23 protein-coding genes are annotated in these 19,294 nt (G+C 72.2%); 9 read left to right on the top strand and 14 right to left on the bottom strand.

What is annotated here, in order from left to right; genetic code table 11:
* The first annotated feature begins 106 nt into the window (after window positions 1–106).
* Window positions 107–967 (top strand): sterol desaturase family protein, encoded by an 861-nt coding sequence (locus IE246_RS19845; RefSeq protein WP_189992914.1) that lies wholly within the window; start codon window positions 107–109, stop codon window positions 965–967.
* A gap of 33 nt (window positions 968–1,000) precedes the next feature.
* A complete protein-coding gene (gene trxC / locus IE246_RS19840; protein ID WP_189992913.1) occupies window positions 1,001–1,441 on the top strand; it encodes a thioredoxin TrxC in 441 nt (146 codons plus the stop codon).
* Here trxC and IE246_RS19835 read toward each other — a convergent pair.
* Genes IE246_RS19835 through IE246_RS19825 form a run of 3 tightly spaced genes read right to left on the bottom strand, consistent with a single transcriptional unit; the run spans window position 1,438 to window position 5,574 of the window.
* Window positions 1,438–4,116 (bottom strand): cation-translocating P-type ATPase, encoded by a 2,679-nt coding sequence (locus IE246_RS19835; RefSeq protein ID WP_268245288.1) that lies wholly within the window; start codon window positions 4,114–4,116, stop codon window positions 1,438–1,440. The two genes, trxC and IE246_RS19835, sit on opposite strands and share 4 nt — an antisense overlap.
* A complete protein-coding gene (locus IE246_RS19830; protein WP_189992912.1) occupies window positions 4,113–5,096 on the bottom strand; it encodes a zinc-dependent alcohol dehydrogenase family protein in 984 nt (327 codons plus the stop codon). Before IE246_RS19830 ends, IE246_RS19835 begins: the two co-directional genes overlap by 4 nt.
* 34 nt (window positions 5,097–5,130) lie before the next feature.
* A complete protein-coding gene (locus IE246_RS19825) occupies window positions 5,131–5,574 on the bottom strand; it encodes a host attachment protein (protein WP_189992910.1) in 444 nt (147 codons plus the stop codon).
* Between the two features lie 200 nt (window positions 5,575–5,774).
* On the opposite strand from IE246_RS19825, the gene IE246_RS19820 reads away from it, so the two are divergent.
* A complete protein-coding gene (locus IE246_RS19820) occupies window positions 5,775–7,139 on the top strand; it encodes an MBL fold metallo-hydrolase RNA specificity domain-containing protein (protein ID WP_189992908.1) in 1,365 nt (454 codons plus the stop codon).
* A 9-nt stretch (window positions 7,140–7,148) separates the two neighbouring features.
* Here IE246_RS19820 and IE246_RS19815 read toward each other — a convergent pair whose 3' ends face one another.
* The 10 genes from IE246_RS19815 to IE246_RS19770 form a co-directional block, all read right to left on the bottom strand.
* Window positions 7,149–8,000 carry a F0F1 ATP synthase subunit gamma gene (locus IE246_RS19815; RefSeq protein ID WP_189992906.1) on the bottom strand — a complete coding sequence of 284 codons (852 nt, stop codon included), beginning with the start codon at window positions 7,998–8,000 and terminating at the stop codon, window positions 7,149–7,151.
* Window positions 7,997–9,541: a F0F1 ATP synthase subunit alpha gene (locus tag IE246_RS19810; RefSeq protein WP_189992904.1), complete on the bottom strand. Its 1,545-nt coding sequence runs from the start codon at window positions 9,539–9,541 to the stop codon at window positions 7,997–7,999. Before IE246_RS19810 ends, IE246_RS19815 begins: the two co-directional genes overlap by 4 nt.
* On the bottom strand, window positions 9,525–10,292 hold the full coding sequence (locus IE246_RS19805; RefSeq protein WP_189992902.1) for a F0F1 ATP synthase subunit B family protein: 768 nt from the start codon (window positions 10,290–10,292) through the stop codon (window positions 9,525–9,527). Before IE246_RS19805 ends, IE246_RS19810 begins: the two co-directional genes overlap by 17 nt.
* 2 nt (window positions 10,293–10,294) lie before the next feature.
* Entirely contained in the window at window positions 10,295–10,537 is a 243-nt protein-coding gene (locus tag IE246_RS19800; protein ID WP_189992900.1) for a F0F1 ATP synthase subunit C, read from the bottom strand.
* Window positions 10,538–10,546: 9 nt separating this feature from the next.
* Window positions 10,547–11,221: a F0F1 ATP synthase subunit A gene (locus tag IE246_RS19795; RefSeq protein ID WP_189992898.1), complete on the bottom strand. Its 675-nt coding sequence runs from the start codon at window positions 11,219–11,221 to the stop codon at window positions 10,547–10,549.
* Window positions 11,218–11,508 (bottom strand): N-ATPase subunit AtpR, encoded by a 291-nt coding sequence (locus IE246_RS19790; protein ID WP_189992896.1) that lies wholly within the window; start codon window positions 11,506–11,508, stop codon window positions 11,218–11,220. Before IE246_RS19790 ends, IE246_RS19795 begins: the two co-directional genes overlap by 4 nt.
* The gene (locus IE246_RS19785; RefSeq protein ID WP_189992894.1) at window positions 11,505–11,789 is read right to left on the bottom strand and encodes an AtpZ/AtpI family protein; all 285 of its coding nucleotides are present in this window, start codon (window positions 11,787–11,789) and stop codon (window positions 11,505–11,507) included. The genes IE246_RS19790 and IE246_RS19785 overlap by 4 nt, the downstream gene beginning before the upstream one ends.
* Window positions 11,786–12,235, bottom strand: coding sequence for a F0F1 ATP synthase subunit epsilon (locus IE246_RS19780; RefSeq protein WP_189992892.1), 450 nt, complete (start codon window positions 12,233–12,235; stop codon window positions 11,786–11,788). The genes IE246_RS19785 and IE246_RS19780 overlap by 4 nt, the downstream gene beginning before the upstream one ends.
* Window positions 12,232–13,710 (bottom strand): F0F1 ATP synthase subunit beta, encoded by a 1,479-nt coding sequence (gene atpD / locus IE246_RS19775; protein ID WP_189992890.1) that lies wholly within the window; start codon window positions 13,708–13,710, stop codon window positions 12,232–12,234. Before atpD ends, IE246_RS19780 begins: the two co-directional genes overlap by 4 nt.
* 111 nt (window positions 13,711–13,821) lie before the next feature.
* A complete protein-coding gene (locus tag IE246_RS19770; RefSeq protein ID WP_189992889.1) occupies window positions 13,822–14,382 on the bottom strand; it encodes a TetR/AcrR family transcriptional regulator in 561 nt (186 codons plus the stop codon).
* Window positions 14,383–14,496: 114 nt separating this feature from the next.
* On the opposite strand from IE246_RS19770, the gene IE246_RS19765 reads away from it, so the two are divergent.
* Together IE246_RS19765 and IE246_RS19760 are read left to right on the top strand one after the other, a co-directional pair.
* Complete coding sequence (locus IE246_RS19765; RefSeq protein WP_189992886.1) at window positions 14,497–15,123, top strand: glutathione S-transferase family protein; 627 nt, start codon at window positions 14,497–14,499, stop codon at window positions 15,121–15,123.
* 26 nt (window positions 15,124–15,149) lie between these two features.
* On the top strand, window positions 15,150–15,827 hold the full coding sequence (locus IE246_RS19760; RefSeq protein WP_189992884.1) for a cupin domain-containing protein: 678 nt from the start codon (window positions 15,150–15,152) through the stop codon (window positions 15,825–15,827).
* 100 nt (window positions 15,828–15,927) lie between these two features.
* On the opposite strand, the gene IE246_RS19755 is transcribed toward IE246_RS19760, so the two are convergent.
* Window positions 15,928–16,293 carry a winged helix-turn-helix transcriptional regulator gene (locus IE246_RS19755; RefSeq protein WP_189992882.1) on the bottom strand — a complete coding sequence of 122 codons (366 nt, stop codon included), beginning with the start codon at window positions 16,291–16,293 and terminating at the stop codon, window positions 15,928–15,930.
* A gap of 132 nt (window positions 16,294–16,425) precedes the next feature.
* Here IE246_RS19755 and gstA point away from each other — a divergent pair, with 132 nt between their 5' ends.
* Genes gstA through IE246_RS19735 form a run of 4 tightly spaced genes read left to right on the top strand, consistent with a single transcriptional unit; the run spans window position 16,426 to window position 19,153 of the window.
* A complete protein-coding gene (gstA, locus tag IE246_RS19750) occupies window positions 16,426–17,040 on the top strand; it encodes a glutathione transferase GstA (protein WP_189992880.1) in 615 nt (204 codons plus the stop codon).
* Between the two features lie 59 nt (window positions 17,041–17,099).
* Window positions 17,100–17,489, top strand: coding sequence for a nuclear transport factor 2 family protein (locus tag IE246_RS19745; RefSeq protein ID WP_189992878.1), 390 nt, complete (start codon window positions 17,100–17,102; stop codon window positions 17,487–17,489).
* A gap of 22 nt (window positions 17,490–17,511) precedes the next feature.
* On the top strand, window positions 17,512–18,150 hold the full coding sequence (locus IE246_RS19740; RefSeq protein ID WP_189992876.1) for a glutathione S-transferase family protein: 639 nt from the start codon (window positions 17,512–17,514) through the stop codon (window positions 18,148–18,150).
* Window positions 18,151–18,196: 46 nt separating this feature from the next.
* Window positions 18,197–19,153, top strand: coding sequence for an NAD(P)H-dependent flavin oxidoreductase (locus IE246_RS19735; RefSeq protein WP_189992874.1), 957 nt, complete (start codon window positions 18,197–18,199; stop codon window positions 19,151–19,153).
* Window positions 19,154–19,294 lie beyond the last annotated feature (141 nt).

Here is a 19,294-nt window from a genome sequence, read left to right as displayed (position 1 = left end):
CGCATATACGGGAAGTACGGGCTTGCCGTCGCCGGCCCCCACGCGGACTGCGGTACGGCGGGGCAGGCGGACACGGTTCGCGGCGGCGATTGCGGATGGAACGACGATGACTGAAGTGACGATGCAGCACGAATCGCTGGTCCGCCTCGGCGTCTTCGCCTCGGTGCTGGTCGTCATGGCCCTGGCGGAACTGGCGGCACCGAGGCGGCGACCGGCGATCGGCCGGACGACCCGCTGGCCGGGCAACCTCGGCATCGTGGTGATCGACAGCCTGGTGGTCCGGCTGCTGTTCCCCGTGACCGCGGTCGGCGTCGCGGTCCTGGCCGAGGAGCGCGGCTGGGGGCTGTTCGCGACCCTGGCGCTTCCGGGCTGGCTGGCGGTGCTGGCCGCGGTGGTCCTGCTCGACCTCGCGATCTATCTCCAGCACGTGCTGTTCCACGCGGTTCCGGCACTCTGGCGGCTGCACCGCATGCACCATGCCGACCTGGAGTTCGACACCACCACCGGGATCCGCTTCCATCCGGTCGAGATCGCCCTGTCGATGGTCCTGAAGCTGGCGGTAGTGGCCGCTCTCGGGGCGCCGCCGCTCGCGGTGCTGCTGTTCGAGGTCGTGCTGAACGCCAGCTCGCTGTTCAACCACGGCAATGTCCGCATCCCGGCGGCGCTCGACCGGGTGCTGCGCTGGATCGTCGTGACCCCGGACATGCACCGGGTCCACCACTCCGTGATCCCGGCCGAGACCAACAGCAATTTCGGCTTCAACCTGCCGTGGTGGGACCGTTTGTTCGGTACCTACCGGGCCCAACCGCGGGCCGGGCACGACGCCATGACGATCGGCATCGAGCAGTTCCGCGACCCGCGCGAGCTCCGGCTCGACCGCATGCTGCTGCAGCCGTGGCGCGATGACGCGGGCCGCTACCCGATCGGCCGGCGGGACTCCGAGACCGGCCCCGGCGACACCATATAAGCAATAGCTGAAACCATGCCGGCGAACCGTGCCATGACGTCGACGATCACCATTCCCTGTCCGCACTGCGATGCGTTGAACCGGATGCCGGCGGAACGGCGCGGCCACCGCGGGACCTGCGGCCGCTGCGGCAAGCGGCTGTTCACCGGCCACCCCATCGCGCTCGACGCCGGCCGCTTCGACCGGCACGTCGCCGCCGCCGACCTGCCGGTTCTGGTGGATTTCTGGGCGCCGTGGTGCGGGCCGTGCCGGGCCATGGCACCGGCGTTCGAGGCGATCGCCGGCGATCTCGAGCCGGCCGTACGACTGGCCAAGGTCGACACCGAGGCGGAGCCGGCGCTGGCCGCCCGCTTCGGCATCCGGGCCATTCCGACCCTGGCGCTGTTCCGCGGCGGCCGCGAGATCGCCCGGCACAGCGGGGCGATGAGCCAGGCGACGATCCGCGAATGGGTGGCCGGCCACCTCACCGCCTAAGGCAGCCGGGGCGCCGACTTCGCGACCTGCCCGACCGCCCACGGCACGAGGCTGAGGCCGATCGCCAGCGTCATCGCCGGCATCGGGGGCGGCGCCAGCGCCAGGACCCCGGCCAGCGGCGGGGCGTAGACCGCGATGGCCACGAGGCCGATGCACAGGGCCAGTGCCGCCCACACATACGGATTGCGGGTGATCTCGTTGACGACCGGCGAGCTTCCGCGGTCGCGCATGTTGAAGACGTGCCAGAGCTGGCCCAGCGCCAGCGTGACGAAGGAGACGGTGACGGCGTCCGACGCCGACAGCCCGAGCCACCACACCGCCGACAGGAACGCCGTCAGGGTCGCCGCCGTCAGGACCGTGGAATGGCCGGCGATCGCCAGCCAATGCCGGCGCGCCAGGATCGGCTCGCGCGGCGAGCGCGGCGGCCGGCTCATCACGTCGCGTTCGCCCTCGCCGGCGCCGAGCGCGAAGGCCGGGAACACGTCGGTCACCAGGTTGAGATACAGGATCTGCAGCGGCAGCAGCGGCAACGGCAGGTCGGCCAGCGCCGCAATTCCGACCACCAGGATCTCGCTCAGATTGCACGACAGCAGGTAGATCAGGAACTTGCGGATGTTCGCGAAGATCACGCGGCCATGCTCGACGGCGGCGGCGATCGAGGCGAAGGCGTCGTCGCGCAGCACCATGTCGGCGGCCTCGCGGGCGACCTGCGATCCGCGCTGGCCCATCGCCACCCCGATGTCCGCCTTGCGCAGCGCCGGCGCGTCGTTCACGCCGTCGCCGGTCATCGCCACGATCTCGCCGGCCTCCTGGTACAGCCGGATCAGGTCGAGCTTCTGGGCCGGGCTGACCCGCGCGAACACCGCCCGGCGCATCAGCTCGCGGCGCTGCTCGGCCGACAGCTCGTCGAGCCGCGCGATCGCGCTGCCTTCCAGCGCCGGCAGCGAGTCCGGCTCGGGCAGACCGACATGCTCGGCGATCTGACCGGCCGTCGCCGCGTGGTCGCCGGTTACCATCACCACCCGGATGCCGGCCTCCTTGCAGGCGGCGATCGCCGGCGCCACGTCGCCGCGCGGCGGATCCTCCAGCCCGACCAGCCCGAGCAGGGTCAGCCCCGCATAGGCCGGCTCGCCGGCTGAGCCCGAGCGCTTGCTGGCCAGGGCGAGGACCCGCAGCCCCTTGTCCGCCAGCGCCTCCGCCCGGCTTCGCCAGGCGTCCAGCCGGTCGCCCGAGACCGGGCGGTCGCCTTCGGCGCCGGCGACCGCGACGACCGCCGCCAGCACCGCTTCCGGCGCCCCCTTCACGGCATACAGGAACCCGCCGTCGACCGCGTGCACGGTCGCCATCATCTTCTGATCGGAATCGAAGGCGTCCTCGCGGACTTCCGGCCAGGCACCGACCAGTTCGCCCCGGTCGAGCCCGAAGCGCTTGGCCAGGCGTAGCAGGGCGAGCTCGGTCGGATCGCCGGTCGCCACGTCGTTCTGCCCGAGCGTCGCGTTGTTGCACAGCGCGGCGACCTCCAGGGCCCGTCGATCCGCCGTGCCCTCGGCAAACGGCTCCGGCTCGCCGTCCGGCTCGAGCGTTCGGTCCCCGGACGGCAGGTGCAGCCGGGTCGCGGCCATGCGGTTCTCGGTCAGCGTGCCGGTCTTGTCGGTCAGGATGACGGTGGTGGCGCCCAGGGTCTCGACCGCCGACAGCCGCTCGATCAGGGCATTGCGGCGCGCCATCCGCCACATGCCGCGGGCCAGCACCAGGGTGGTGACCATCGGCAGCCCCTCCGGCACCGCCGCCACGGCCAGCGCGATCGCGGTCTCCAGCATCAGCAGCACCGGCTTGCCGGCGGCGATCCCCGACGCCGCGATCACCGCGGCGAGCCCGAGCGTCAGCCAGACGAGCTGACGGCTGAGCGCCTCGATGCGCCGCTCCAGCGGGGTGCGCTCGGGCTCGGCCTCCTCGACCAGGGCGGCGATCCGCCCGAGCTCGCTGCCCATGCCGGTGGCGACGACCAGGCCGGCGCCGCTGCCCCGGGTCACGGCGGTGCCCTGGAACGCCATGTCGACCCGGTCCGCCAGCGCGGTCGCGGCCGGAACCGGCGCGACCTGCTTGGCGACCGGCAGCGACTCGCCGGTCATCACCGACTCGTCGCACTGCAGCTTGGACGCCTCGATCAGGCGAAGATCGGCGGCCACCACGTCGCCACCCTCGATCAGGACGACGTCCCCCGGCACCAGCGCGCGCGCCGGTACCTCGATCACCTCGCCGTCCCTGCGGACCCGGGCGCTGTGCACCGTCAGGCTGCGCAGCGCCTCCATCGACCGCACCGCCCGCCATTCGGTGAAGAACCCGATCAGGGCGTTGATGACGATGACGGCGAGAATCGCGCCGGCCTCGGTCCAGTGCCCGAAGGCCGCCGACAGCATCGCCGCCGAACCGAGCAGCACCGTGATCAGGCTCTTGAACTGGTCGACCAGGATCGCGGCCAGCGACCGGGTCGGCCGCCGCCGCAGCTCGTTCGGGCCGTGAACGCGCCGCCGGCGCGCGGCCTCGGCCCCGGTCAGGCCGACCGCCGGATCGACGTCGAGCGCCCGCGCCACATCCGCCGGAGCCAGCGAGTGTGGCTCGGGGGGCGGGCCGGGAGGCGGGCCGGGGGGCGGGCCGGGCGATGTCTCGTTCACGGTACGAGAACGGCCGCGCCCTGGAACCGGCCGCCGCGGAGATCGTCGAGCGCCGCGTTCGCCTGCTCCAGGGGATAGGCGATGGTTTCCGTCCGGATGTCGATCCGTCCAGCCAGTTCGAGGAACTCCCGGCCGTCGTCGCGGGTCAGGTTCGCCACCGACACGATCTCCCGTTCCTCCCAGAGCAGCCGATAGGGGAAGCCCGGAATGTCCGACATGTGGATGCCGGCGCACACCACCCGGCCGCCCTTGCGGAGCGCCCGCAGCGCCGCCGGCACCAGGGCGCCGACCGGGGCGAACAGGATGGCCGCGTCGAGCGGCTCCGGCGGCAGTTCGTCGGACCCGCCGGCCCAGTGCGCCCCGAGCCGACGCGCGAAGCCCTGGGCCTCCCGGTCGCCCGGGCGGGTGAACGCGTAGACCCGCTGACCGCGCGCCACCGCCACCTGGGCGACGATGTGGGCGGCCGCCCCGAAGCCGTACAGCCCGAGGACCTGCGCCTCGCCCGCCATCCGCCAGGCGCGGTAGCCGATCAGGCCGGCGCACAGCAGAGGCGCCGCCTCCACGTCCCCGTAGCGCTCGGGTATCGGGAAGCAGTAGTCGGCGGCAGCCTTGGCGTATTCCGCGTAGCCGCCGTCGATCTGATAGCCGGTGAAGCCGGGGTGGTCGCACAGGTTCTCGCGGTGCATCCGGCAGTACCGGCACTGGCCGCAGGTCCGGCCGAGCCACGGTATCCCGACCCGCTGCCCGATGCTGAATCCGCGCACACCTGGGCCGATCTGATCGACCGTGCCGACGATCTCATGGCCGGGCACCAGCGGCAGCTTGGGCCCGGTCAGGTCGCCGTCGACCACGTGGAGATCGGTGCGGCAGACGCCGCAGGCCGCCACCCGCACCACGACCTCGCCAGCCCCGGCGACGGGGCGTTCGATCTCCGCCGGACGCAACGGCGCCCCAGGCCTGTCGAGAACCATCGCCTTCATGGTCGTGCACTGTAGCCGACCGGGAAGACCGCGGTCAGGCGAGGAAGCGTTCGACGTGCTGCCGGACCGCCGCGACCGGCTCCTTCACCAGGTCGGCGTCGAGTTCGCCGACCACCCTGCCCTTGACCGACTCGGGCAGCCGCTGGCGCAGCTCGCCCAGCGCCCTCGGCGGTGCCGCGACCACCAGGCGCTGGAACGCGTCCTCCCTGGTCGCCGCCTCCAGGGCCGCCGCGACCCGGTCGACGAACTTCAGCGCGGCCTGGTCGTGCGGCGTGGTGCGCGGCTCGTAGCCGTGGCTCGGCCCGCCCTTGGAGGCATAGCCGAGGTCCGGGCGATGCGAACCGGCCTCGTGGCTGACCGGCAGGTGGTCGTCCATGGTCATCTCGTCGACCGGGCTCAGCCCGGCGCCCGGCCCTGTGCAGGAATAGACGCGGGCATGCTGGTGGTCGGCGGTCAGGATCCAGGTGACGGTCTTCATCGTGGGGTCCTCTCGCGGCGAACGATCCGCCCCGGCGGCGGTCGGAAGGCATCCGGGGCACGATGGCCCCCGGCCGCCGCGCCGGCATTGAGGAAGATCAACCGCCGCCCCCCGGGCGACGACCTGACAGCCGACGACAACCGGCCTAGGCTGGGGACCGCGTCCGGCCGCCCGGTGCCGGGCTCCGAGGGAGAAGGCCGATGCAGACCACGATCCAGTTTCTCGGCGGCGCCGGAACCGTCACCGGCTCGAAGTACCTGCTACAGGCAGGAGACACGCGGGTGCTGGTCGATTGCGGCCTGTTCCAGGGCTTCAAGCAGCTGCGGCTGCGGAACTGGGCGCGCCTGCCGGTCACGCCCTCGACGATCGACGCGGTGGTGCTGACCCACGCCCATATCGACCACTCCGGCTACCTGCCCAAGCTGGTGCACGACGGATTCCGCGGGCCGATCTTCGCCACCGATGCGACCCGCGACCTGTGCGACATCCTCCTGCCCGACGCCGCCCACCTGCAGGAGAAGGATGCCGAGTTCGCCAACCGGCACGGCTTCTCCAAGCACCGCCCGGCCCTGCCGCTCTACACCCGGGCCGACGCCGACGCCGCGCTGGAGCTGTTCGAGACGGTGCATTTCGGCGATCGGCAGGAGATCGCCGGCCCGTTCGCGGCGCGCTTCGACCCGGCCGGCCACATCCTGGGCGCGGCGATCGTGACCATGACCGCCGGGAACCGGCGGATCGTGTTCTCCGGCGACCTCGGGCGCTACGACAGCGCCACCATGCTCGACCCGACACCGATCCGCCGGGCCGACTGGCTGCTCGTGGAATCGACCTACGGCGACCGGCGCCACGACACCGCCGACCCGGAGGACGTGCTCGCCTCGGCGATCAACCGGGCGGCGGCCCGCGGCGGCACCGTCGTCATCCCGTCGTTCGCAGTCGGGCGCGCCCAGACCCTGATGTACCATCTCCGGCAGCTCAAGGATTCCCGGCGGATTCCCGACCTTCCGGTGTTCCTCGACAGCCCCATGAGCATCGATGCCAGCGAGCTGTTCTGCCACAACCACCGGGTCCACAAGCTGACCGCGGCGCAGGCCCGGGCCGCCTGCTCGGTCGCCCGCTACGTGCAGGACCCGGAGGAGTCGAAGGCGCTCGACGCCAACCCGATGCCGAAGGTGATCATCTCGGCCTCCGGCATGGCCACCGGCGGACGGGTGCTGCATCACATCAAGCACTACGCACCGGATCCCCGGAACATGATCCTGTTCGCCGGCTTCCAGGCCGGCGGCACCCGCGGCGCGGCGATGACCGCCGGCGCCGACAGCGTGAAGATCCACGGCCAGTACATCCCGATCCGCGCCGAGGTCGACAACCTGCAGATGTTCTCCGCGCACGCCGACGCCGACGAGATCATGACCTGGCTGCGGGGCTTCGAGCAGCCGCCGCAGGAGATTTTCGTGGTGCACGGCGAGCCGGCCGCCGCCGACACCCTGCGCCACCGCATCGCGGAGGAGCTCGGCTGGAACTGCCATGTCCCCGAGCATGGCGAGACGGCGACTCTGAGCTGAGGCTGCGCTTCACCCGCCCCGGGTCACCGCCTCGGCGCCGGTGACCAGGTCGAGGAGCTCGTCGGTGATCTCCGACTGCCGGGCGTGCCGGGCCTCGGCGCCCAGCTCCGCCAGCTTCCGGGAGACGTTGTCGCGCGCCGCCTCCATCGCCAGGAAGCGGGCGGCGTTCTCGCTGGCCAGCGACTCGACCAGCGCTTCGGCCAGAAGGGCGAACACGTACTCGCCGACCAGCTTCTCCTGCAGCACCGCCGGCGGCAGGGTGTGGATCGGCGGCTGCCGCAGGCTTCCGGGACCGAGCGATGCCGGATCGACGGGCAGGACCGGATGCCGCTCGATCGTGGAGCCGCCGCCGGCACGACAACGGGCGAACATCACTTCGACCCGGCCGACCTCGCCGCCGGCGATGCGTCGGTAGAGTTCCAGGGACAGCCGGTTGACCACCTCCGGAACCGCCGGGCAGCGGCTGGCCATCGGGTGGGTCCAATCGGCCGGCCGGCCCCGCTCGGCCGACAGCGTGGCGCCGCGGGTACCGAGCACGAGCAGTGCGTCGTCCGGGTCGATCCGGGCGAGTGCCGCCTCCATGAGGTGCTCGTTGAAACCACCGACGAAGCCGTGCTCGGCGGTGCACAGGACCAGGGCGAGCCGGCCGCCGGCGACCGTCGGCGTCCCCTCGACGCCCTCGACCAGCGGCAGGGTATCGGCGATCGCCGCGGCGACCGCCTCGGCGTAGCTGCGCATCCCCGGCAGCGCGCGCTGGGCCTCTTGCAGCCGCATACTGGCCAGTGAGCGCATGGCGCCGACGATGTCCAGCAGCTCGGTCATGCTGCCGATGTGGCGCTCGATGTCGGCGAGCCTGGTCAAGAGGCCGGCCCCGGACCGGCCGCGGTCGCGCGGACAGTCTCGACCAGGTCGGCGACCGCCGGCCGCAGGCGGGCGCGCAGGTCCTCGGGCAACGGCGGCGACTGGTCGTCGACCGCCAGGATCTCGGGGCAGCGCTCCTTCAGCCAACCGGTCAGCTCGGCGCGGAACCGCTCGACGGCATCGAGCGGCAGGCGGTCGAGGACGCCCTCGGCGACCGCGAACAGCAGCGCCACCTGCTCGCCCAGGCTGCCGACCGCGAACTGCCGCTGGCCAAGCACCGCCCGGATCCGCCGGCCGTGCTCGATCCGCGCCTGGGTCCGTTCGTCGACCGTGGTGCCGAACCGGGTGAACACCTCCAGCTCGACGTATTGCGCATAGGTCAGCCGCAGGCTCTCGGCGAACTCCTTGAGGACCGGCGCCTGCGCCTTGCCGCCGACCCGCGAGACGCTGCGGCCGACGTCGACCGCCGGCTTCTGGTCCTCGTTGAACAGCCGCGGATCCAGGTAGATCTGGCCGTCGGTGATCGAGATCAGGTTGGTCGGGATGTAGGCGCTGATGTTGCCGGCCTGGGTTTCGGCGATCGGCAGCGCGGTCAGCGAGCCGCCGCCGAGCTCGGCCGACAGCCGGGCCGAGCGCTCCAGCAGCCGGGCGTGCAGGTAGAACACGTCGCCGGGATACGCCTCGCGCCCGGGCGGCCGGCGCAGCAGCAGCGAGACCTGGCGGTGCACGGCGGCGTGCTTGGTCAGGTCGTCGATGACCAGCAGCACGTCGCGGCCGCGGCCCATGAAATGCTCCGCCATGGTGCAGGCGGCATAGGGCGTCAGCCATTGCAGGCCGGGCGCGTCGTCGGCCTCGCCGACCACGAACAGGCAGCGCTCCGGTGCTCCGTATCGGCGCACCGCGTCGATCACCTGGGCGATCGACGACGCCTTCTGGCCGACCGCGGCATAGACGCAGATCACGTCGGAGGAGCGCTGGTTGATGATGGCGTCGACCGCGACCGCGGTCTTGCCGGTGCCGCGGTCGCCGATGATCAACTCGCGCTGGCCACGGCCGATCGGGATCATCGAGTCCACCACCAGGATGCCGGTAGCCAGCGGGCGGCTCACCAGTGCGCGGTCGACGATCGCCGGCGCCGGCTGCTCGACCGCCACCCGCGCGGTCCCGACCGGCGGTGCCCCGCCGTCCAGCGGTGCCCCGAGCGCATCGACCACCCGGCCAAGCAACCCGTCGCCGACCGGCACCCGGGCGGCCGTTCCGGTGCCGTGCACCAGCCCGCCGGCCGAGATTCCCGACGCATCGCCCAGCAGGATGCAGCCGATGGTCTCGGCGTCGAGCTCGACCGCCAGCCCCTGTACGCCGTTCTCGAAGGTCAGCAGTTCGTCCAGGCGGGTGTCCGGCAGGCCGGAGACCGTGGCCACGCCGTCGCCGACCCGCTCGACGCGCCCGATCCGCTCGAACCGCGGCGCCGCCGACAGCTCGGCGATCCGCCCGCTGTTGCGGCCCAGCCAGCCGCGGAGATCGTCAGCCAGCGTGCTCATCGGCGGCGAGCTCCGATCGGATGGCGGCGAGGGCGCTGCGCCAGGAGAACCGCAGCACGGTATTCGGAAAATGCAGCTCGGCCCCGGCCAGCAGCGCGTCGTCGGTCTCGAACTCGACCGCGAACGTGGTCCCGAGTGCGGCCTGCAGCCGGGCCCGCCAGTCGCCCTGGACCGGCTCCGGCAGGGCACTGTCAGTGACCACGCAGACCCGGGTGCCCCCGTCGGTGCCCTCGCCGGTTCCGGCGACCAGCTCGGTGCGCTGCGCCTCGGTCAGCTCGGCGAGATGCGACTCGATGCGGTGCATCCAGATCGCGGCGCGGTGCTCGGCCGGAATGTCCGCCAGCAGCCGGCCGGCGATCTCGGCGCCGAGCTCGACAGCCATGCTCCGCAGCTCGGTCTCGGCCCGAGCGCGCTCCTCGGCGAGGGTGCTGCGACCGGCCCGGAGCATGTCGGCGGCCTGGCGCTCGGCCTGCTCGAGCCGCTCGGTCGCGGCCTGCTCGGCCTCGGCGGTCGCGGCCTTCAGGGCGGCCGCCCGGTCGGCCGGAATCGCGGCCCGTTCCGTCTCCACCTCGGCGCGCAGCGCCTCGGCCTCGGCCTTGGCCCGGGCAGTCGCGGCGTACTGTCCGTCGATCTCGGCGCGGCGCGCGTCGACGACCCGCAGGACCGGCCTGTAGAGGAAGCGATGCAGCAGCCACACCAGGATCGCGAGGTTGACCGCCTGCAGCGCCAGGGTCCACCAGTCGAAGACCATGGTCACCCCGCGTAGGGGTTGGCGAACAGCAGCAGCAACGCCACCACCAGACAGTAGATCGCCATGGTCTCGATCATCGCGAGACCGACGAACAGCGTCCGCGAGATGGTGCCCGCCGCCTCCGGCTGGCGGGCGATCGCGTCGAGCGCCGCCGCCACCGACCGGCCTTCCGCCAGCGCCGGTCCGATCGAGCCGACCGACACTGCGACGACCGCGCCGATGATGCTGAGCAGTTCGGGATTCATGGAGCCTCCTCAAGCAGGGCCGTCGCCGCCGATGGCGGCGGCGATGAACACGGTGGCGAGCACGGTGAAGATGTACGCCTGGACCACGCCGACCAGCACCTCCAGCGCCATCAGCGGAATCGGCACGAACAGGCCGGCAAGTGCTGCGACCAGGGCGATCACGAACTCCCCGCTCATGACGTTGCCGAACAGCCGGATCATCAACGAGAAGGTGCGGGTGACCTCGGACAGCAGGTTGAGCGGCAGCATGATCAGCTTCGGCTTGGCGAAGCTGGCGAGGTAGCCGAGCGGGCCGTGCGCCCGCACGCCGTAGAAGTGCACCGAGGCGAACACGACGGCGGCCAGTGCGGCCGGCGTCTCGATGGTCGCGGTCGGCGCCTGGGTACCCGGCAGCAGGCCGGACAAGTTGGCGGTCACCAGGAAGACGAACAGCGTCGCGATCAGCGGCAGCAGGGGGCGCGGGTCGCCGCCGACCACCTCGCCGATCTGCCTGGCGATCCCGGTCACCAGCAGCTCGAGCACGGCCTGCCGGCGGTCCGGGCGTGCCTGCAGCCGCCGGGTCAGCAGGTGCGCCCCGACCGCCAGCACCGCCATGATCGCCCAGGTCGTCACCACCGGCCGGGTGATCGGCACCGGCCCGAGCTGCAGCAGGACGGCACTGGCCAGCGGCGAGGTCGCGGTCATGCCGCCTCCCCGCGCGCGCCGCGCACCGCCAGCCGGCGCGCGGCCAGGAACCCGAGGAAGGCGGCCAGCAGCGGCCCGGCGCCGAACTGCGCCGCCAGGGCGAAGCCGGCGGCGGCGGCCAGCACCCGGCCGGCGGTCAGCACCACCGGCAGCCGCCAGTCGCTGGCCGAGCCGTACAGCTCGGCCGTCCGCCGCACCGCCATGAAGTACAGCCGCCCCAGCCCGAACCCGGCGACGCCGGCGACGAGCAGCTCCACGGCGGTCTGGACGGTCATCTGGTCGATCATTCGCGTTGCATCCTTCTCCAGGCCATGGCGCAGCCGGCAGCCAGCCCGAGGACCAGCAGCCCGAGGGTCCAGAAGATCCCGGAGTCGAACTGCCGGTCGAGCCACCGGCCGGCGAAGATGCCGATCAGGACCGGCACCACGATGGTCCATCCGAGCGCGCCGATCAGCGCCAGGTTGCGGCCGATCGGGCGCTCGCCCTCGGCCTGCCAGCGCTCGCGCCGCTCGCGCCGGGTCTTGACGGCGTCGTCGAGATGGTTGGGGTGGTCGGGATCGACGGTCATGCCGGCCCTCCCGGTTCCTCGGCCATGCCCTCGCGGACCCGCACCGGCCCCTGGTCCGGGCGCAGGTACCGGCTGATCTGCCGGATCGCGGCGAGGTACAGCCGCTGCGAATCGGTGCGGGCCGCCTGCTCGGCTGCGAGCCGCTCTCGGAAGCGGGACAGCACCTCGGTCTCCAGCCGCTCCAGGTCGTCGCCCGGAACCGCCTCGCGGGTCGCGATGGCGATCCGCCCGCCGGTACGGACGTCCAGGACGCCGCCACGCACCGCGACGTGGTGCTCGGCGCCGGTGCGGTCCCGCCAGGTCGCGACCGAGACCGACAGCACGGTCACGAAATCGGCGTGCCCGGGCAGGATGCCGAACGCACCGGTCGCGTCCTCGGCGCGCAGATGCGCCACCTCATCGGACTCGACGACCACCTCGAACGGCGTGGTGACGACCAGCTTCACGTCCCGCCGCCCCCCGCTTCCCGGCCCCCGGTTTCCCGGCGGCGGGCCTCGTCGAGGTCGCCGACCATGTAGAGCGAGCTTTCGGCCCAGCCGTCCGCCTCGCCGTCGAGGATCGCCCGGCAGCCAGCCAGGGTGTCCTCCAGCTCGACCGAGCGGCCGGGCTTGCCGGTGAACGCCTCGGTCACCATGAACGGCTGGGTCAGGAACCGCATCAACCGCCGCGCCCGGCTGACCATTGCCCGGTCGGCGGCGCTCAGCTCCTCCATGCCCAGCAGCGAGATGATCTCCTGCAGCTCGCGGTAGTGGGCGATCGCCTTGCGGACCTCCTGCGCGGTCCGGTAGTGCGCCTCGCCGACCAGCCGCGGGTCCAGCAGGCTCGAGGTCGAGCCCAGCGGGTCGACCGCCGGGTACATGCCCTCGCTCGCCATGTCGCGCGACAGCACGATCGAGGAATCCAGGTGGCTGAAGATCTCGGCGACCGCCGGGTCGGTCAGGTCGTCCGCCGGGACGTAGACCGCCTGGATCGAGGTGATGGCCGCGCCCGCCACCGAGGCGATGCGCTCCTCGAACTCCGCCACCTCGGATGCCAGGGTCGGCTGGTAGCCGACCCGCGACGGCAGCCGGCCGAGCAGGCCCGACACCTCGCCGCCGGCCTGCACCAGCCGGTACACGTTGTCGATCAGCAGCAGCACATTCTCACGGGCGTCGTCGCGGAAATGCTCGGCGATCGCCAGCGCGGTCAGCCCGGTCCGCCAGCGCGCGCCTGGCGGCTCGTTCATCTGGCCGAACACCAGCGCGGTGCGCGGCAGCACCCCGGAGTCCTCGAGTTCCAGCAGCAGCTCGTGGCCCTCGCGCGAACGCTCGCCGATGCCGGCGAACACCGAGATGCCGGAGTGCCGCTCCACGGTGGTGCGGATCAGCTCCATGATCAGCACGGTCTTGCCGACGCCGGCGCCGCCGAACATCGCGGCCTTGCCACCCTTCACCATCGGCGCCAGCAGGTCGATCACCTTGATGCCGGTGTGGAACACCTCGAGCGCGACGTTCTGGCGGCGCAGCGCCGGGGCCGGGGCGTGGATCGGCCGACGGGCGACGTCGGCCGGCAGCGGCCCGCCGTGGTCGACCGGCTCGCCGATCGCGTTCAGCAGGCGGCCGAGCACCGGCTCGCCGACCGGCACCCGGACCGGTCCGCCCGGGGCATGCGCCCGCATGCCGCGCCGCAGGCCGCCGGCCCCGCCGAGGGTGACGGTGCGGACGGTCACGGGGTCCAGATGCTGCTGCACCTCGGCCAGCAGCGGCGAGCCGGTGTCGCGCTCGATGACGACGGCGTCGTAGATCGCCGGCAACCCGCCGTCCGGGAACCGCAGGTCGACGACCGAGCCGTGCACCGACAGCACCGTGCCGGCAAGCGGCGCCCGGCTGGCGTCGGCTGGCGGGCGGTCGTGGAGTGCCGAGAACGGACGGACGCTGCTCATGCCACTGAGCCCCTGCGGATCGGACCCTGCACCGATAGCAGCGACCGGCCCGCCGGCTCCTGATCTCGCTCAATTCCCGGCGGCGAAATTGCCGCCCGCCGGCGTCGTCCGTCAGCCGTGGCGCAGCAGGCGGCGGCGGGTCGCCTCGAACAGCTCGGGCCGGCCGGTGGCGATCGCCAGGACCATGGCGCCCTGCAGGCTGCCGACGATATCGGCTGGGTCCAGGCCCGCTGGCGCCGGCCCGACCGCCGGAGCGCCGAGCGCGGCCCCGGTCCACTGCAGCAGCCCCTCGAAGAACCGGCCGACCGCGCCGGCGACCGGCGGCGGCAGGTCGAGCGACTGGCTGCCGAGCACGCAGCACAGGCAGATCAGCCCCTTGTCGACCGCCGCGTGCCGATAGACGTCGCACAACCGCGTGAGCCGGTCGTCGACGGTCTCCGCCGGATCGTCGGGCCGGCCGAGGGCTTCCAGCATGCGCTCGGTGTAGCGCTCGACCACCGCCGCGCCGAGGTCGGTCTTCTGCGGGAAGTGATAGTGAACGCTGGCGCTCTTGATGCCGACGTCGGCGGCGAGATCGCGGAAGCTGACCGCGTCGTAGCCGCCGCGCCGCATCCGCAGCTCGGCGGCGTCCAGGATCTCGGCGGCCTTGCCGGAGGGACTGTCGGTCGTCATGCCCACCTCTCTATCAGAAGATAGGTGTTGACACGAGGGGATGCCGCTTTCAGGTTGTCTATCGATCGATAGGTAGACACTCGATCGTCCCCCATCCACGCCGAGGAGCCGGCCATGAAGGTCTATGAGTTCAAGGGTTTCCCGAACCCCGCCCGCGTCCGCATCGCGCTCGCCGAGAAGGGCCTGTTCGACCGCGTCGAGTTCGTGCACGTCGACGTGCCCGGCGGCGAGCACAAGCGGCCGGACTTCCTGGCCAAGAACCCGTCCGGTGTGGTGCCGGTGATGGAGCTCGACGACGGCACGCTGATCTCCGAGTGCTCGGCGATCACCGAGTACCTCGACCACGCCGCCGGCGACCCGGTGCTGACCGGGCGCGACGCCAAGGAGCGCGCGGTGATCCACATGGCCCAGCGCAAGATCGAGGCCGGCCTGCTCGACGCGGTGGCCGCCTACTTCCACCACGCCACCGACGGCCTGGGCCCGAACATCGAGACCTACCAGAACAAGGACTGGGGCCTGCGCCAGAAAGAGGTCGCGCTCGCGACCATGCGCCGGATGGACGGCATGCTGGCCGACCGCGACTACCTGGCGCTCGACCGCTTCACCGTCGCCGACATCACCGCGATGGCCGGCTTCGCGTTCGCCGACTTCGTGAAGCTGGCGATTCCCGACGACTGTGCGAGGCTGCAGGCGTGGCGCGCCCGCGTCTCGGCCCGCCCGAGCGCGGCGATGGCCGCCTGATCCCGCGACCGGCCGGAGGCAACGGCATGGAAATCAACGCCGACTTCAGCAAGCGCGTGGCGATGCACGCCGACCAGATCCCGTGGATCGAGTCGCCGACAGCCGGGGTCAGCCGCCGCATGCTCGACCGCATCGGCGACGAGGTGGCCCGCGCCACCACCATCGTCCGCTACGCCCCGGACAGCCGGTTCCCGGCCCACGTCCACGGCGGCGGCGAGGAGTTCGTGGTGCTCGACGGGGTGTTCCAGGACGAGCACGGCGACTTTCCCGCCGGCAGCTACGTCCGCAACCCCCCGACCTCGCGGCACACCCCGGGCTCGGCCGAGGGCTGCACCATCATGGTGAAGCTCTGGCAGTTCGACCCTGCCGACCGGACCCATGTGGTGATCGACACCAACAGGATCGGTTCGGTCGCCGACGCGGCCCGTCCGGGCGTGGCCGTCACCCCGCTGTTCCGCGACGCCCGCGAGGACGTCCGCCTCGAGCGCTGGGACGCCGGGGCCGCGGTCGACCTGGCCTGGCAGGGCGGCGCCGAGCTGTTCGTGCTGGACGGCGGCTTCACTCAGGAGGGCGAACGGTTCCGCCGGCATTCCTGGCTGCGGCTGCCGGGCGACGGCAAGACGGTGGCCGACGTCGGGCCGGAGGGTGCCGTGGTCTGGATCAAGACCGGCCACCTGCGATTCGTGGCGGCACCGGGAGCCTAGGCCGCCGACGCTTGCCCTTCGCGGCCCTTCGGGTACCTCAGGGCGATAGGATTCTCTGTCGTCCTGAGGTGCTCGCCGCCAAGCGGTGAGCCGCGAAGGATCAGCCGTTCGCCACCAGCGCGTCCGGCGCGCCCTTCAGCTTGTGCCCGACCTCGACGATCGCCTCGATCGCCGGCACCAGTTCGGCGCCGAGGTCGGTCAGCGCGTACTCGACCGACGGCGGCGATGTCGGCTTGACCTCGCGGGTCACGACGCCGCGCGCCTCGAGCTCGCGCAGGCGGGCGGTCAGCACCTTCGGCGACACCGGCGGAATGTCGACCCGCAGCTCGCTGAACCGGCGCGGCCCGGCCCGCAGGCTCCAGATCACGTTGACCGTCCAGGCGCCGCCGATGATGCCCATGCACTCCGTCAGCGGGCAGGACGGCGGCGGCTTCGGGCTGTGGTTCTTGCGGACCTTGAGCGGCATCGGTGACCCCAGGTTACCAGGCGGAAACCTGAATATCAGGTATCGAAAGGAAATCAAGTTTACATCCGATAGCCCGCTCCATACCTGTCCGCCGTTCCTTCCGGGCCACCGGAGACCAACGGAGACCGACCCATGAAGCTGTACTACACGCCGGGCGCCTGCTCGCTCGCCGTCCACATCGCCCTGCGCATGGCCGACCAGGAGTTCGAGCTCGAGCGCGTCGATTCCGCAACCAAGACCACCGAGACCGGCGCCGACTTCCGGGCCGTCAACCCGCGCGGCTACGTCCCGGCGCTGACCCTCGACGGCGGCGACACGATCACCGAGGCGCCCGCGGTCCTGCAGTACGTCGCCGACCGGGCGCCCGACGCCGCCCTGGCCCCGGCCCCGACGACGCTGGCCCGGACCCGGCTGCAGGAGGTGCTGAACTTCATCGCCTCGGAGCTGCACAAGTCGTTCAAGCCGTTCTTCTCGGGCACGCCGATTTCCGACGCCGACCGCCCGGCGGCCGAGGAGGTGGTGGCCAACCGGATGCGTTTCGTCGAGGCGATGCTGGCCGACGGCCGCCAGCACCTGATCGGCGACACCGTCAGCGTCGCCGACCTGTACCTGTTCACCATCGCCAACTGGTGCAACTTCGTCGGCATCGACCTCGGGCGCTGGCCGAACCTGAAGGCGTTCGTCGCCCGCATCGGCGCCCTGCCCGCCGCCCGCGAGGCGATGGCGGCCGAGGGCCTGACCGGCTGATCCCGATCGCGGCCCGGGAAACGCCGCCCGGGCCGCCCCTCCCCGACACAGGAGTTCCCATGGACCCGCGCTACGCCGCGGTCGTCGAGGTCCTGTCGGACTACTTCGACGGCCTGTACCTCAGCGACACCGAGATCCTGTCGCAGGTGTTCCACCCGGACGCCCGCTACGTCTGCGCCACCGAGGCGCCGCTGGTGAACCTGGGCATGGACGCGTACCTGCCGATCGTCGCCGCCCGTCCTTCGCCGGCCAGCCGCGGCGAGCCCCGGCAGGACCGGATCGCCGGCATCGAGTTCGCCGGCCCGACCACCGCCTTCGCCCGGGTCAACTGCGCCATCGGGCCCAAGTACTTCACCGACTTCCTCACCCTGATCCTGGTCGACGGCCGCTGGCGGATCATCGCCAAGGTCTTCCACTTCGACCTCGCCGAGCCGCCCGCGGCCGCCTGACCCACCCTGGAGCAACTCCCCAATGATCGACCTGTACACCTGGAGCACGTCGAACGGCCGCAAGGTCTCCATCGCCCTCGAGGAGATGGGGCTGCCCTATGCCGTCCACCCGATCGACATCTACAGGGGCGAGCAGTTCCGGCCGGACTTCCTGGCGCTGTCGCCGAACAACCGGATCCCCGCGATCGTCGACCGCGAGGCCGGCCAGACGCTGTTCGAGTCCGGCGCCATCCTCATCTACCTCGCCGAGAAGACCGGGCGCTTCATGCCGACCGGGCCGGCCCGCTGGGACGTCCTGCAGTGGCTGATGTGGCAGATGGGCGGCATCGGCCCGATGCTCGGCCAGGCCGCGCATTTCCTGCAGTACAACCCCGGCAAGTCGGCCTATGCCGAGGAGCGCTACGGCGCCGAGGCCAGGCGCCTGTACGGGGTGCTCGACCGCCGGCTGGCCGAGGCCGAGTACGTGGCGGGCGCCGACTACACGATCGCCGACATGGCGGTCTGGCCGTGGATCTCGCGCTACGACCACCAGCGCATCGACCTGGCCGAGTTCCCGAACGTCGCACGCTGGTACGCCGCGCTGGCCGCCCGACCCGCCGTGCAGCGCGGCTACCGCGTGCCCGACGACACCGTCAGCCCGCCGCTGCCGCAGGCCGCGTGATCCCCCGTTCCCAGATCTCCTCGTTCACTGCTGGAGTTCGACTGCCATGGCCATTCCGACCCGCCTGACCGACCTGCTCGGGATCGAGCACCCCATTCTGCTGGCCCCCATGGGCTCCGCCTCCGGCGGCGCGCTGGCCGCCGCCGTGACCGCCGCCGGCGGCTTCGGCTTCATCGGCTCCGGCTATGCCGACAGCGCGAAGATCCGCGCCGAGATGGCTGCCGCCGGCAACGCCCGGATCGGCGTCGGCCTGGTCACCTGGGCGCTGGCCGACCGACCGGAAGCGCTCGATGCCGCCCTGGAGCACGCGCCGCCGGCCGTCATGCTGTCGTTCGGCGACCCGACACCCTATGCCGGACGAGTGAAACAGGCGGGCAGCCTGCTGTTCTGCCAGGTCCAGACCCTGGAGATGGCGAAGCAGGCGGCCGACGCCGGCGCCGACGTGATCATCGCCCAGGGCCGCGACGCCGGCGGTCACGCCGCCAGCGTCCGCGGTACCTTCGGGCTGGTGCCGGCGGTCGTCGACGCGGTGGCGCCGATCCCGGTGGTCGCCGCCGGTGCGGTCGCCGACGGGCGCGGCCTGGCCGCCGCCCTGATGCTGGGCGCCGAGGGCGTGCTGATGGGCACTAGGTTCGCCGCGTCGGCCGAGTCCGACTGGCACGACGCCCTGAAGCAGGGCGCGGTGGCGGCCGCCGCCGACGACACCCTGCAGACCCGGGTGTTCGACGTGGTGCGCGGGGTCGCCTGGCCGACTCATTTCCCCGGACGGGCCGTGCGCAACGACTTCTCGGCCCGCTGGCACGGCCGCGAGGACGAGCTGGCGGCCCGGCGGGCCGAGGTGAACGCCGGCTACGACGCGACCGCCGCCGGCGACCTGTCGACCCGGGTGCTGTGGGCCGGCGAAGGCGTCGACCTGGTGTCCGACGTCCCCTCGGCCCGCGACATCGTCGCCCGCACGGTGGCCGAGGCGGAGCGGGCGATGGCTGGGCGGCGGCCGGGGTGAGCGTCCTCGCGCCGCCTCTCTCTACACCGTCATTCCGGAGCGGGCCGCCGACGGCGGGTCGCATCCGGCAACTGTGTTGTCGACGATCATGCGGCCTGGAATTCGGTGTCGTCACGGACCATCGCGTTGAGGGTGAGCAGG

The sequence above is a fragment of the Thalassobaculum fulvum genome, from assembly GCF_014652915.1.
Taxonomy (GTDB): Bacteria; Pseudomonadota; Alphaproteobacteria; order Thalassobaculales; family Thalassobaculaceae; genus Thalassobaculum_A; species Thalassobaculum_A fulvum.
The sequence above is the reverse complement of the archived record's forward strand: the minus strand, read 5'-3'. Positions and strand labels throughout refer to the sequence as shown.